This window comes from Niveispirillum sp. (assembly GCF_052437035.1).
In the GTDB taxonomy this organism is placed as follows: Bacteria; Pseudomonadota; Alphaproteobacteria; order Azospirillales; family Azospirillaceae; genus Niveispirillum.
Map to the genome: position 1 here is coordinate 103,180 of NZ_JBQVOH010000011.1, position 13,979 is coordinate 117,158.

Annotated in this window: 8 protein-coding genes; 5 read left to right on the top strand and 3 right to left on the bottom strand. The window is 62.1% G+C overall.

What is annotated here, in order from left to right; all coding sequences use genetic code 11:
* Window positions 1–666 precede the first annotated feature (666 nt).
* Complete coding sequence (locus ACT6Q8_RS21775; RefSeq protein WP_444734403.1) at window positions 667–3,672, top strand: M23 family metallopeptidase; 3,006 nt, start codon at window positions 667–669, stop codon at window positions 3,670–3,672.
* A 720-nt stretch (window positions 3,673–4,392) separates the two neighbouring features.
* On the opposite strand, the gene ACT6Q8_RS21780 is transcribed toward ACT6Q8_RS21775, so the two are convergent.
* Window positions 4,393–4,806, bottom strand: coding sequence for a PaaI family thioesterase (locus tag ACT6Q8_RS21780; protein WP_054167838.1), 414 nt, complete (start codon window positions 4,804–4,806; stop codon window positions 4,393–4,395).
* A gap of 125 nt (window positions 4,807–4,931) precedes the next feature.
* On the opposite strand from ACT6Q8_RS21780, the gene ACT6Q8_RS21785 reads away from it, so the two are divergent.
* A complete protein-coding gene (locus tag ACT6Q8_RS21785) occupies window positions 4,932–5,705 on the top strand; it encodes an enoyl-CoA hydratase/isomerase family protein (RefSeq protein WP_444734404.1) in 774 nt (257 codons plus the stop codon).
* Here ACT6Q8_RS21785 and ACT6Q8_RS21790 read toward each other — a convergent pair.
* Together ACT6Q8_RS21790 and ACT6Q8_RS21795 are read right to left on the bottom strand one after the other, a co-directional pair.
* A complete protein-coding gene (locus ACT6Q8_RS21790; RefSeq protein WP_444734405.1) occupies window positions 5,702–6,460 on the bottom strand; it encodes an IclR family transcriptional regulator in 759 nt (252 codons plus the stop codon). The genes ACT6Q8_RS21785 and ACT6Q8_RS21790 overlap by 4 nt on opposite strands.
* Before the next feature lie 62 nt (window positions 6,461–6,522).
* Window positions 6,523–8,412: an outer membrane protein assembly factor BamB family protein gene (locus tag ACT6Q8_RS21795; protein WP_444734406.1), complete on the bottom strand. Its 1,890-nt coding sequence runs from the start codon at window positions 8,410–8,412 to the stop codon at window positions 6,523–6,525.
* A gap of 289 nt (window positions 8,413–8,701) precedes the next feature.
* Here ACT6Q8_RS21795 and ACT6Q8_RS21800 point away from each other — a divergent pair, with 289 nt between their 5' ends.
* The 3 genes from ACT6Q8_RS21800 (at window position 8,702) to ACT6Q8_RS21810 (ending at window position 13,978) form a co-directional block, all read left to right on the top strand.
* Window positions 8,702–10,348, top strand: a complete 1,647-nt coding sequence (locus tag ACT6Q8_RS21800; protein ID WP_444734407.1) for a M28 family metallopeptidase — start codon at window positions 8,702–8,704, stop codon at window positions 10,346–10,348.
* A gap of 158 nt (window positions 10,349–10,506) precedes the next feature.
* Window positions 10,507–12,201, top strand: a complete 1,695-nt coding sequence (locus ACT6Q8_RS21805) for a glycoside hydrolase family 43 protein (protein ID WP_444734408.1) — start codon at window positions 10,507–10,509, stop codon at window positions 12,199–12,201.
* Window positions 12,202–12,289: 88 nt separating this feature from the next.
* On the top strand, window positions 12,290–13,978 hold the full coding sequence (locus tag ACT6Q8_RS21810; protein ID WP_444734409.1) for a glycoside hydrolase family 43 protein: 1,689 nt from the start codon (window positions 12,290–12,292) through the stop codon (window positions 13,976–13,978).
* Window position 13,979 lies beyond the last annotated feature (1 nt).

Below are 13,979 nucleotides of genomic sequence, written 5' to 3' on the forward strand. Positions count from 1 at the left end.
GACCTACTGGAACTCGCCTCCATCCTTCAGGGTCGGTCAGATCCCAATGGAATCGTGTTGGGCCTGCCTCAACCGTCATCCCCGCGAAAGCGGGGACCCAGCGTAAGGCGCGGTCAGCGCCGATATGAGTCATGTCACGCCTATCGCGGGCATTACACTCGGGAAACCTTCAGCCCAACTCTGACAAACACCAGCTGGGCTGAATAGTGTCTCCCTAAACTGACATTGCGATAGCCAGCTTATCCGCAAACCCGTTCGGCAAATAATTTGTCCGGATTGCCTTTGCTTGTGCCGATTTCCGGATGGATACGGTGTTAGCCGTACGCAAAACCAGACGATGTCCGCCAAGGTGCGCTAGACCCGCTCTGCTACACGCCGATCACGTAGACAGGCTGCCGCCGCCTCTCCACCGCGCGCAGGGCCAAAACCCTGGTGTGGGAAGATTGGCTGCCACCGTCAAACCGGGCCCCGATCGACTTGCTAGAAACGGGTGACAGACCCACCGAAGTCAGCGTAAAGTCGCGCTTAGAGAGTGTAGCCATGACAAATTGATCGGTTATTTAATTATTAGCACTAGAACTTCACATCCAATCAATAGGTTATGGCTACGCTCACTGGTACGATAAATTTGCAGGCTAGACCTACCATGTGAGGGGAACGCGAGTTATGGCCGATACTTTAATTTCAAAGGTCACATTTGAGACCCAACAAAATGCCCAGATCGTTTCCGACGGGAATAATGGCTATATAGTGATATGGGAGTCCTATGAAGAAGACGGGAGTCGTTATGGTATATTCATGCGTCGGCTTGATAATACTGGACAGCCTATTGGCGACGATATATTAGTAAACACGACAAAAGTCGGAAGCCAGTTTGACCCATCCATTGCTGTTTCAGCTACTGGGTCTTATATGATCGCTTGGGTCTCGGCCAGTGGATCAGATGACACTGGTCCGGTCATGGCACGCGCTTTCGACAAAAGCGGGAAGGAGTTGATGCCGGAGACCGTGATCTCGAATGGCATGCGCGGGGCGTTGCCCGATGTCTCCGCATTCCCGGACGGCTCCTTTGCAGTCACATGGAATGGCACATTGAATAGCACTGAAGGAACTTTGCTGAAGATTATCCCCAAATCCCTCCTAAGCAGTTTCAATGGTGATACATTCAATAATTTATCAACAAATAGAATAAACAATAATATTAACAGTCAAACTGTAACTGCCATTTCAGATAGCGGAAATATCATGGCAGTATGGTCATATACCGATAGTAACTTGCCGGCAAACAGTACAAAGCTGATAGATCTTTACTATAGAGTAATTAACAAAAACGGAGTCCCGATTACATCCACAGCACTACTTCCCATTAGTGATGAATTCAATCAGTTTTCTCCTGATATAACTTATATTGGGAACGAGAAATTTGTTGTGGTTTGGTCGGACGGTCGTACAGGCGATGTATACGCGAAAGTCTTCAACAGTGACGGCGTAAGTACAACCGGCGAGATCGCTGTCTCCACAGGCCGCCCGAATGATTTCGATCCTGCGGTGGCCCCCGACGGAAAAGGTGGCTTCATTGTCACCTGGACAGTGAGCGACCAGGGAGATGCGACAAAGGAAAATATTGCCGCAAGGCGGTTCAACACCGACGGTCAACCTCTAAGTGACGTATTTAACGTAAACGAATTACGCATCGGCGAACAGGGAAAATCTTCTGTCGCGACTGACGAAGTCGGAAATGCTATCGCAGTATGGCAGTCAATGAACACGCCAGTGGGTACACGATACTTTGACATATATGGAAATTCTATACCCTATACTGTTCAGCCGAGTTACAGTTCGCTTGGGGACGCAATCAAGGACCAGTGGGACCTACTGACGGGCGAAGACGAAGCTTTCAGCGACCTGATCGCTGAACGAGACGGTGACCCGATTGATACAAGAGTCAGCAATGCCTGGAAGACGCTAACGGAGGAACAGGCCGGAGTAACAGCCAACGGGACATTGACGGTTGGGGGGAACGGCATATCCAACCTGCTGGACCAGATGGCCAGGACGATCTTCGGCACGTCACCCACGGGCAACGTTGGCGAAATGACCTCCGGGTACATCTACGACATCAGCTACTATAAGGCCGTCAAGGGCCAGCCACATCCTGGCATCGACCTCGACGCCTATAACGACAAAGCCACAACTGTTCGAACACCCGTTTCAGGCGAGGTTGTATCGGTCAAACCTGGCGGAGTGGGCGCAGACGGGCTATCCCAAAGTTACCTTTCGATCAAGGATCCCGACGGGCGGATATGGGTATTCATCCACCTCGAAGCTTCCTCGGGTGTCGAGAAAGGGAAGATGGTCGCCGCGGGCGACATAATCGGCACCGTTAAGCCAACGGCCGCAGCGAACCTCCACCTAGAGGTGCGGACCGACGGCGCCGTTAGTCCGCTGTCCGGCATTCCTTCGGTCCTCGATGCCTCCGGTAACGTTAACGCTTCTGCCTTCACTACCGCAGAAACGTACATCAAGGAGCACACGATGAGCCCCTTGGAGGCGTACTGGCGCTACCGTCAGGGGCTGCCAAACGTTGGAGGCGCAGATCCGAACTACAGAGTTTGGACGCAAGGCGACGACATCCTAAGCTATACGGATATAAACGGTTTGGTTGTAGATGGCGCAGGCGGTACTGATGTACTTCGTATAGAGGGCACGGGGTCAGTACGTTACACCGCCAACTCGCGCGGCTACACGGTGTTCCAAGGGGACGCGCGGGCAGAAATCGTGAACGTCGAGGGCATACAGCATGGTTCTGTCTCAGTATTTTTAAACTCGCCCACTAACCTCTTCCGGATATTTGACGGAGAGGCGGTCTACTTCGACACGGGAGAAGTTTACTCTGGCCCGCTCGTGCAAGTGAGCCGAAAGGTCGCTGGACTGTCCACGTCCGAAACCATTGAGGGGACAGCTTCATCGGAACTTATCGACGGCGGGGGCGGCATCGATCTATATCGGACGAGGGTCGATCTAACCAAAGCCAACTTGGTCCAAGAAGCGGGCATATGGAAGTTCACGGTCGGAAACGCAGCCGACTACTTGGTTTCCGTCGAAGCCGTGGCTGGCGCTAATGGCACGCGGATCTTGTCCAGCCCCGGCACCGGCTTCAGCGAGGCCGACTACCTGCGGCGTAACCCCGACGTCGCGAACGCCGTTCAAGCCGGCGTGGTCTCATCTGGGCTAGAGCATTGGCAGAAGTTCGGATGGGCCGAAGGCAGGCAGGGCATCGGGATATTCAGCGAGGAGTTCTACCTAGCGAACAATCCGGACGTGGCAGCCGCGGTGCGGGCGGGCGCCCTGGCATCGGGATACGCGCATTGGGAGGCCTACGGGCGCGCAGAAGGGCGAAACCCGAGCATCCTCTATGATGAGGACTACTACCTGGCGCACAACCGCGATGTTGCAGCCGCCGTGGAGGCCGGGCAGGTACGGGCAATCGACCACTTCATATCGTATGGCTTACGGGAGGGCCGCGCGGGTTCGGCGTTCTTCGATCCCGAAGCATACCTCCTTTCCAATCCCGACGTCGCCAAGGAGAAAATGAACCCCTACCTCCATTTCATAACATATGGGTGGAACGAGGGACGGCTTGTTCAGGTTGACGATGGGTTGCTGATGTGACCACTCGCGCGATGACTTTATGTCTAGCCTCAACTGAAGCCAAGATGACTATGGAATGGGCCGCATGCATAATGAAAAACCACAAAGCGAACCAGTCAGAATGGTAATAGCCTGCGCAGCCTTTCACCATAGGACGGGGCCATGACGGAGCTTTCGATCGCGGGATGGATACCGGTGTGGACCGACGCAGGGTTCTCTGTCTAGAGAACACAGGACTAGGTGCATTTGCTTGGACCAAGACGCAGGAGCAGACAGTCGACAGGTTTGTTATACCGGCCTATGACTGGTCGGAGCCTCATGCGTTGTTGATAAGCACGTTTCGACGGCCACGCCGCATGTCACGATAGAACCTATTGGACAACGTTGGCTTTCAGGCACGCCGCCATCTCCGCGAACGGGGTCAATGGGCGCAAGCCGGCCCTCCCATTTCTCCCTGTCCATCAAACCTAGGTTTGGCGGACAGGGAGAAATGGCTGCCCCACCCCCTAACCGCTGACAACCCCACCGCCCCCTGCTATACTCCCCCCATCAACACCACCCCTGTATCCACACCCATTCAGAGCGGCCCAACCGCCCGCTCTGAAACACCCTCAATTTTGTGTCGCATATGTTGCACAGGGCGCGCGGAGCGTGGCTGGCGGCGGGGTTCAGGGCAACGCGCACTGCAACGCACCTGCATTTTCTGTTTCACTTGGTTGCGCGGGCGGTCGTTGTGCCGGCTCAGGCGTCCAGCAGTTTCCAGACGCCGTCCACCCCGGCCACGGGTTTGCCGGCGACGGACAGCAGGCCGCGGGCATAGATGATGCTGCGGCCGGAGCGCAGGATTTCGCCGCTGGCTTCGATGAAGTCGCCGGTTTGGCAGGCGCCGATGAAGTGCAGGTTCATCTGGATGGTGGCGCAGGGGCGGCGGTTGACGCTGTCCCAGACGATCAGGCCGATGGCGTGGTCGGCCAGCGTGGCGATCAGGCCGCCATGGATGGTGCCGCGTTCATTGCGGTGCTTGCCCTCGCACAGCAGGCCATAGGTGCGGGCCGTGCCCTCGCCCCGCCACCAGAAGGGGCCGACCAGACCGGCATAGTCGGCCCATTCCTCCATCGTCCAGCCATCGGCCAGCAGGTCCGCCCGCGTCACCATTCCCGCTCCCTCCGGGCACGCCGGTGCCCGTCTCATGTTTTCTGATCCGGTTTTAAGTATACACAAATATCACTATACGTATAATAAATCCGCGACAGACAGCAATGGGAAATGGGGAGGGTGCGATGGCCGGGTTGGTTGGGGTGGAGCGGGAAGGGGCGGTTGCCATTCTGCGGATGATGCTGCCGGCCAAGCGCAATGCCCTGGTGCCGGAACTGGTGGCCGATCTGACGGCGGCGATGGACGGGCTGGCCGCCGACCGGTCGGTGCGGGCCCTGGTGCTGACCGGGGATGGCGGGGCCTTTTGTGCCGGCGGCGACCTGGGCGCCATGGACGGGGCCGATCCGCTGGGCGTCACCGCCATGATGCGGACCTGTCAGGGGATCGTGCGGCGGCTGGTGTCCCTGCCCCTGCCGGTGGTTGCGGCGGTGGAGGGGGCGGCGTTCGGCGCCGGCTTTTCCATCGCGCTGGCCTGTGATCTGGTGGTGGTAGGGCCGGGCAGCCGTTTCTGCGCCGCCTTCGGCAAGGTCGGGCTGATGCCCGATCTTGGCCTGCTCTGGTCCCTGCCGCAGCGCGTACCCATGGGACGGGTGCGGGAAATCCTGATGCTCTGCCCCACGATCAGCGGGGCCGACGCCGTGGCCGAACGGATGGCCGATATCCTGGCCCCGGAAGGCGAGGTGCTGTCCACGGCCCTGGCCCGCGCCGCCCTTCTGGCAGACGCCGCACCCGGCGCCGTCACCGCCGTCAAATCAGCGCTCGCCGCCTGGCCGCAGGGGCTGGACGATGTCTTGCGGGCGGAGGAGGCGGGCCAGGCCATGCTGATGGCCACCCAGGACCACAGCACCGCCCGCGCCGCCTTCTTCGCGCGCCAGCCGGTACGGTTCGACGGACGTTAGGGGGTGCCGAACAGCTGCCGCCGGATGGCATCCGCCGTCCGGTGCAGCAGGGGCAGCAGGTCCGCCACCCGCTCCATCGGCATGGCGGTCAGGCTGGCGCTGGCCGAGAGGGCGGCGATGACGGTGCCGGCGCGATCGCGCACCGGTACGGCGGCACAGCGCAGGCCCGTCAAAATCTCCTCATCATCCAATGCCCAGCCCTGGGCCTGGACCCGGTCCAGCTCGGCACGCAACCGGACCGGGTCGGTGATGGTACGCGGGGTCAAGGCCACGAAGGGACCGCCCGCCAGATAGCGCGTCCGGTCGGGTACCGGCAGATGCGCCAGCAGCACCTTGCCGATGCCGGAGCAATAGGCCTCCAGCTGCATTCCCTCGGCCGAGAATATCTTCTCCCGCCCGAAGCCACGCTTCAGCAGGTAAGTCACCATTTCCCCGTCAAAGCTGCCCAGATGCACACAGGCCCGGCAGTCGCGGGCCAGGGCCTGCACCAGCGGCCGGGCGACATCGACCAGCATATCCTCCAGCCGCAGCCCCGCCGACAGCGACAGCAGCGCCGGGCCCAGCCGGTAACGCCCCCGGCCCAGCCGGATCAGATAGCCATGCCGCGTCAGATCCTGGGCCAGCCGGTGGATGGTGGACAGCGGCAGGGACAGTTCCCCCGCCACCTGGGTCAACGAACAGGTCCCCGCCCGCGCCACCAGCGGCAGCAGCGACAGCGCCTTGTCCAGCAATCCGGGGGCGGGTTGGTCGGTCATGGGTGGGGGCCGGGCCAGGGGGGGGAACCACCCCCCACCCATAACCAAACCGCTTCCCCCGCTCAACGCCCCTTTTCGGGGGCGAAGACCAGCAGGGCATTGCCCGGCATCTTGAAATACAGGCCATAGCCGGAATTCAGCACGACATGGCCGTCGCCGATGGCGGGGCCGGGGCCGCTCATCGATCCGCCGCGCGCCTCCACCCCGTTCACGGCCTTCACGGGCTGTGTCGTGTCGAACCGCCAGACGATCTTGCCGGTCGCCCCGTCATAGGCGCGGACCCAGCCGTCGGAATGGCCGGCAAAGACCACGCCCGGCATGGCCGTTATGGCCGCCGTAATGCCCGGATCGCAGAACTCCCGCCCGCCGCAGACATCCTCTGCCGGGTGGCTCCAGAGAAGCTTGCCGGTGGCGGCATCGATGGCATAGAGGCCGGGGCGCGGCGGATCGGTCGGCTTGCTGCCGTCCCGCGCATTGGCCATGTCATAGATGGGGACGTAAAGCCGCGCCCCCTCCGCCGCCATGCCGAAATGCACGCCGCCTTGCACGCCGCCCCGCCCGACGCGCGTGCTCCAGCGCAGGGCGCCGGTATCGGGGTCCACGCCATGGACCACGCCACTCTTCTGCCCGCCCAGCAGCATCTGCCCACCGCCGGGCAAGGCCGCCAGGATGGGGGAGGCGGCATAGTCCAGATCCGGCCCCCGCTCCTTGGGACAGGAGGGGTGGTCGCCCATCATGCAGGCCACGTTCCAGGCATCGTTCGCCACCGTCTGGCGCAGCCAGCGGCGCTGCCCGGTCTTCAGGTCAAAGGCCATCAGGGCATCGCTGTTGCCGTCCGCCGGGCTGGCATAATTCTCCCCCGACCCGACATAGAGCAGGCCGCGCGCCGCGTCCACGGCGGGGCTGTTCCAGACAGGCGCCCCCGACGGTCCCAGGATAGGCGTGCCGACGCTGGTCCTGCCCTGTTCGGTCGGCTCGTTCGGGATCGTGTGGCTTTTCCAGACGGGCTGGCCCGTGGCCGCATCCAGGGCCGCCACCGCCCCCCGGAATGTGCAGCAGGGGTATGAGGGGTCCGCCGGGGCCGTCACCTCCAGCGAGGAGACGGGCACATAAAGCCGGCCCGCATGCAGGGCCGGGCTGCCAGTGATGGTGGCACTGGAATGGTCATCGACCTTGGTCATCCAGACCTCTGCGCCCGTCCGCATATCCAGCGCATAGGCCCGCGCCAGCACATCCCCGAAATAGAGCAGGGGCCGGGCAGGGGCCTGTCCCTTGGTCCAGCTATCCAGCACAATGGCCGTCCGCACCTCTGCCTTGGCCTGATAGGTCCAGCGCACACAGCCGGTGTCCAGGTCGAAGGCATAGACGGTGCCATCCTTGCTGCCCACGAAAACGGCCCCCAGGCCGATCGCCGGCTGTGAGCGGGCGCGCATGGCATTGGGGAAGGCGAAAGCCCATTTCAGGCGCAGCTTCGGCACATCCGCCGCCATCAGCCCCGCCGTCTTTGCCGGTACAAACCGGCTGGTGTCATGGCCCCAGCCAACGGGCGCCGGCGGGCGGTCCATGTCGAAACGGGCAGCAGCCCCCTCGCAACGCGGCGGCATCGGGTCGGCGGCGGCGCTGTTCAGCTTCTGCCGCGACAGGTACTCGGCAATCTGCTGCCGCTGTTCACGCGACAGATGCGCCGCCTGGGCCTGCATCATGCCGTCATTCATGGCGCTGAACAGCATGGACGGCGTCATCATTTCCAGCCAGGTGCGATGCGGCGCCTTATAGACCCCGCCCTGATGACAGCCGGCGCAGTTCTCCTGATAAAGCAATGCACCCGGCATCTTTTCCGGATCGGCAAAGGCATCACGCCCCGCCTGGAACTGATCCACGGACTTCACCGTCTCTCCACCCGGCGGGGCCGCCAGGGCCGGAAGGGCCAGCGCCAACCAAAGGGCAGCCATAGGCAGCCCCCTTCTTATGCACGAGGTCATTCTTCCTCCCGGATTGAACTCTCATTATGTGTTTTTTAGATGATATATTTTTATACAAAGCCTTTCCAGGAAAATGCACGACCGATGAAACCTGTATAATTTCCATAATGAAAGTTATCACTCGCGGGGCTCGCCAAAGAACCGGCGCCCGGATTGGCCCCCTGGCACAATCCATTTTCGGCACCTCCGCTTAACCACTTGGTAAGGTTTGGCCGCTCTGTTATGGATCGTATACCAAAACAGGGAGCTTCAACCGGACATGAAGTATCTACTGCTGGCCACAGCGGCCCTTTCCTCCACCCTGGCCTTTGCGGCTGAACCTCAATTCGACATGAAGCGCGTATCGGACGATATCCGCGTCATGTCGGCAGATGATTTCCAGGGCCGTGCGCCCGCGACAGTGGGCGAGACGAAAACCGTCGCCTTCCTGATCGAGAAGATGAAGGCGGCGGGGCTGGAACCTGGCGGCAGCATCGGGACCGATGGCAAGCGCGGCTGGACACAGGATGTGCCGCTGCGCATGTCCGATATCGTCGGCAAGCCCAACTTGTCGCTGAGCTATGGCGGCAAGGCCCATGCCCTGAACCAGGGCAAGGAGATCGCCGTGCGCGCCGCCCTGACAGGCCAGGACAGCGTGACCTTGAAGGATGCGCCCCTGCTGTTCGTCGGCTATGGCATCAAGGCCCCGGAACGCAGCTGGGATGATTTCAAGGGCCAGGACGTAAAGGGCAAGATCCTTGTCGTCCTGATCAACGACCCGGATTTCGAAGGGCCGGAGGGCAAGTTCGGCGGCAAGGCCATGACCTATTATGGCCGCTGGACCTATAAGTATGAGGAGGCAGCGCGCCAGGGTGCCGCCGGTGTCCTGATCGTACATGAAACGGCCCCTGCCTCCTATGGCTGGGCCACGGTCGCCAGCTCGAACCCGAACACGATGTTCGACATCGTGCGCGCCGATCCCAAATCCGCCCACACCCCGTTCGAAAGCTGGATCCAGCGCGACGTGGCGGTGGACCTGTTCAAGGCATCGGGCCTGGATTTCGAGAAGCTGCGGGCGGACGCCCGCAAGGACAGCTTCCAGCCGGTGCCGCTGAAGGCCACCCTGTCGGCGGATTACAAGGTGAAGACCGAAGTCATCACCTCCAAGAACGTGATGGGCCGCCTGACCGGGACCAAGTATCCCGATGAAACCGTGGCCTACACGGCGCATTGGGACCATATCGGCGTGGGCGAACCCGACGCCAATGGCGACAATATCTTCAACGGTGCCTTGGACAATGCGTCCGGCATCGCCAGCCTGCTGGAACTGGGCCGTGCCTTCAAGGCGGCGGGTCGGGCAGAACGCTCCGTCCTGTTCCTGGCCGTAACGGCAGAGGAAAAGGGCCTGCTGGGCTCCACCTATTACGCCAGCAACCCGGTCTATCCGCTGGGCAAGACGGTGGGCGTCATCAACATGGATGGCACCATCGGGCCGGGTCCCGCCAAGGATTTCACCATTTCCGGCACGGCCAAGCTGGGCCTGCTCGACATGCTGATCGAGGAAGGCAAGAAGGCAGGCCGTACCTATACGCCTGATCCGCGTGTGGAGGCCGGCGGCTTCTTCCGCTCCGACCATTTCCCCATGGCCAAGGTCGGCGTGCCCGCCATTTCCTTTGGCGGTGGCATCGATCTGGTGAATGGTGGCGTGGCGGCGGGCAAGGCCTGGCGCGATGCCTATATCAAGGATAAGTACCACCAGCCCGACGACGAATGGTCCCCGGACTGGAACATGGACGGCGCCAAGCTGGACATGGGCTTGCTCTACAGCCTGGGCCGCCGTCTGGCCGATGGCCGCGACTGGCCCAACTGGAGCCAGGATAGCGAGTTCCGGGCCGCGCGCGACGTGAGTGCGGCGGAGCGGAGGTAAACTACTGTCGTACCCTCACCCTCCCAAGTCTTTGCAGACTTGGGAGGGTGAGGGTACGACGCCTTCTCTGACAACCCTGTCAAACCCCTGGACAGACCCCATTCGTTTCCCCATGATAACGCTAACAATCCAAAAAGGATCGGCGTTCGGGAGGAACAATGCGGTTGGGTCGATGGGCATCGCTGCTGGCGATGGGTTTGCTGCTGGGGACATCCGGCGTCGGATATGCAGGTGAGGCGCGGTTCGACTGGTTCGAATATCGCGGATCAGATCCGGCAGATGCCAAGACCCTGGGCACCAACGAATACCGCAATCCCATCATTGCCGGCTTCTATCCAGACCCGTCCGTCACACGGGTCGGCGACGATTATTATCTGGTGAATTCCAGCTTCGGCTGGCTGCCGGGCCTGCCCGTTTTCCATTCCCGTGATCTGGTCAACTGGACCCAGATCGCGAATGCCATCGCCCGGCCCGGTCTGGTGAATTTCGGCAATGGCGGCCTGACGGGCGGGTTATTCGCGGCGTCGATCAGCCACCATGACGGCCTGTTCTATATCGTCAATACCAGCTTCTACAGCGGCGGCAACTTCGTGGTTACGGCCAGGGACCCTGCCGGCCCCTGGTCCGATCCGGTCTGGCTGCCCGATCTGCGGAACGGCATCGACCCGTCCCTGTTCTTTGACGATGATGGCCGCGCCTGGATCCTGAATAACGACCTGCCGGAAGGCGACAAGGAGGCCTATGACGGGCACCGCGCGCTGTGGATTCAGGAATTTGACGCCAAAAACCTGAAGAGCATCGGCGCACGCACCATGATCGTCAGCGGCGGGGCGGATATCACCACCAAGCCCGGTTATGTCGAAGGTCCGCACCTGTACAAGAAGGACGGCTTCTACTACCTGACGGCGGCAGAGGGCGGGACCGGCACCGGCCATGCACAGATGATCTGGCGCGCCCCCTCCCCCATCGGCCCCTTCACGCCCGGCCCCACCAACCCCATCCTGACGCAGCGCGACCTGGACCCCAAGCGTCCCAACCCGATTGAGGCGGCGGGCCATGCCGATCTGGTAGAGACGCAGAAGGGCGACTGGTGGGCCGTCTTCCTCGCCGTCCGCCCCTATGCCGGCGGGGAGATGTTCAATACGGGGCGGGAGACGTTCCTGCTGCCGGTGCGCTGGGTTGATGGCTGGCCGCGCATCCTGGACCCCGGCATAGCGATCCCGCGTACGCATGCAAGGCCCGACCTGCCGGCCCAGCCGCCCGCCGCCATCCCTGGCCCCACCGCCGGCCCCTTCACAGTCCGCGATGAATTCGACGGTACGGCCCTCCCGCTTTACTGGATGACCCCGCGCCGGCTGGATGGTGGCTGGTGGCGCCTGTCGGGCGGATCGCTCCACCTGACGCCTCAGCCCGTCACCCTGTCCGACCGCGCCAGCCCCAGCCTATGGGCGCGCCGGCAGCAGCATCGCGACGCCAGTTTCACCACCGAATTCTCCTTCACCCCCGATCAGCCGGGGCAGCGGGCGGGTCTGGCCGTCATCCAGAATGACGAATACTGGTTCCGCTTCACCGCAGAGCTGGTTAACGGCGTGCGCACCCTGACCGTCGCCGTCCGCGCCGGGGAGAATGATCCAAAGCCGGGCCGCATACTGGCCAGCCAGCCGGCGCCCGGCGACGGCGCCTTGCGCCTGCGCGTCACGGCGCGTGGCGGTGCCTATGATTTTTCGGTGGGTATGGGCAAGGATGGGTGGAAGACCATCCTGAAGGATGCCGACGGCACCATCCTGTCCACCGCCACTGCACGCGGCTTCATGGGCGTGATGGTTGGGCCTTATGCGGAGGGGACGCCATAACCCATTCCCTTTCGTCATCCCGGCGCCAAGCCGGGATGACGAGAAGAACACAGAAGAGTTCACAGAAAACACATAAGCGGGAGGAAAAATGCGTGGATTGACGACAGCCCTGGCCCTGACCACGGCCCTGTTCACCGCCCCGGTGGCCCTGGCTGCCGATACGGCCCGGTTCAACTGGCTGGATTATCAGGGGGCCGACCCGTCCGATGCCGTGGTGAAGGCCAAGCCGGGCGAGTACCGCAATCCCATTCTGACCGGCTATTACCCCGACCCCTCCATCACGCGGGTCGGCGACGATTATTATCTGGTGAACTCCACCTTTTCCTGGTTCCCCGGCATCCCGATCTTCCATTCGCGCGATCTGGTCAACTGGACCCAGATCGGCAATGCCATCGACCGCCCGGACCAGCTGGATTTCAAGGCCCTGGGCCTGTCACGCGGTGTCTTCGCGCCCGCCATCGATTATCATGACGGTACCTTCTATATCCTGAACACCTGTGTCGATTGCGGCGGCAATTTCATCATCACCGCCAAGGACCCGAAGGGCCCCTGGTCCGATCCCATCTGGCTGCCCGATCTGGAAGGCGGGATCGACCCCTCGATCTTCTTCGAAGGGGACCGCGCCTGGATCATCAATAACGGCCCGCCGGAGGGCGAACCGCTTTATCAGGGGCACCGTGCCATCTGGGTGCAGGAACTGGACCTGAAGAGCATGAAGACCATCGGCCCGCGCAAGGTGCTGGTGAATGGCGGTGTCGATATCTCCAAAAAGCCGATTTGGATCGAAGGGCCGCATATCTTCAAGAAGGATGGCTTCTACTATCTGATCTGTGCCGAGGGTGGCACGGCCATCAACCATTCCCAGGTGGTTTTGCGCGGCCCCGGCCCCATGGGCCCCTTCACCCCCAATCCCGCCAACCCGATCCTGACGCAGCGTGATCTGGACCCGGCCCGCCCCTTCCCCGTCACCTCTGCCGGTCACGCCGATTTCGTGGTGACGCCGAAGGGTGAATGGTGGGCCAGTTTCCTGGCCATCCGCCCCTATGGCGATGACTTGTACAACACCGGGCGGGAGACGTTCCTGATGCCCGTGCGCTGGGTCGATGGCTGGCCGCGCATTACCGAACCCGGTCAGGCCATCCCCCTGACCCATGCCAAGCCCGACCTGCCGGCCCAACCCGTGCCCAAGGTGCCGACCACCGGCGCCTTTCAGGTGCGCGATGAGTTCGACGGCGACCGGCTGCCGCCTTACTGGATGATGGCGCGCAATCCCAAGGGCGACTGGTACCGCCTGTCGGACGGGGCGCTGACCCTGAAATTGCAGGCTGTGGGCCTGTCCGACCATGGCAATCCCGCCTTCTGGGCACGCCGCCAGCAGCATCACAATGCCACCATCATCACCGACATGGTCTTCACCCCTGATCAGCCGGGCGAACGTGCCGGTCTGGCGGCGGTGCAAAGCGATGAAAGCTGGATGCGCTTCACCATCGAGAAGGAAGGCGGGCAGCTGGTGGCCCGTGTGGCGGCGCGTGGCGGCAAGGATACGCCCGCCGATGGCGCGGTGCTGGGCAGCGTACCGGTGAAGGCCGCCGCCTCCTACCGTCTGCGCATCACGGCGCGCGGCGGGGAGTATGATTTCGACGTGGCCGCCGCCGGGGCAGACTGGCAACCCGTTGTGAAGGGGGCCGACGGCACCATCCTGTCCACCAAGAAGGCCGGCGGCTTCATCGGCGTCATGGTCGGGCCGTTCGCGCAAGGGCCGGGCAAAGGGAACTGAT